Here is a 750-nt window from a genome sequence, read left to right as displayed (position 1 = left end):
ACGTACTTGTTCATATACGCCGCCGCAACCACTTCATCTTTTTGTGGGTAATCGGCTTCAATGCACTTATCGGCGATGATGTCGTATTTTCCTTCGTCATTGCGGAAACCAGAACCTGGAATGATCGCGCATTTTGATGTGTAGGCTAAAATGCTGGTGCCGGTTGTTGTACAAGCATCATCAATGGCAAAAAATGGCACGAAGACCGATTTATTGCGGCCGTAATCGTGGTCAGGTAAGTAGAACAAACGCTCGCCGCTGCGCAGTACACGAATCATCTTTTTCACATCTTTGCGATCAATCAGTTTGTTACCGTTGTGCGTGCGCCCCCAATATTGGATGAAGTTGTACGCTGGGTTGTTATGCGGACGAAATGCGCCGTAACCCGCAACACCTAAAACAGCAAAAGCTCGCGCGGTAATTTCTAAGTTAAGAGCGTGCACACAACACAACAATACGCCTTTCCCTTCCGCGCCTTTTTCTTTTAGAGCGTGGATGTCTTTCTCGACAATGAGCGTTTTGAAGCGCCATGTAGGCCAAAACCATGTAATACCGGTTTCGATCAGTGCCATCCCGGTATTCTTGAAGTTTTCTTCCACGATATGTTGCACTTCTTCTGGCGTTTTCGCGGGGAATGCCAGTTCAAGGTTGCGCTTCGCGATATGTACGCGCTTTTTGCCATAGCGCATGCCTAGCTTGCCAAGTGAGCGCCCCAAAGACAGTAATAGGCGATAAGGAAGAATATTGACG

The 750-nt window shown here is 47.7% G+C and carries 1 protein-coding gene; it reads right to left on the bottom strand.

The genetic code is table 11. The features are described 5' to 3' along the window. On the bottom strand, positions 1 to 750 hold a 750-nt coding region (gene lpxL, locus R7O13_RS26475; RefSeq protein WP_318305157.1), incomplete at both ends, for an LpxL/LpxP family Kdo(2)-lipid IV(A) lauroyl/palmitoleoyl acyltransferase.

Source organism: Vibrio sp. Y176 (genome assembly GCF_033438945.1).
The sequence above is the reverse complement of the archived record's forward strand: the minus strand, read 5'-3'. Positions and strand labels throughout refer to the sequence as shown.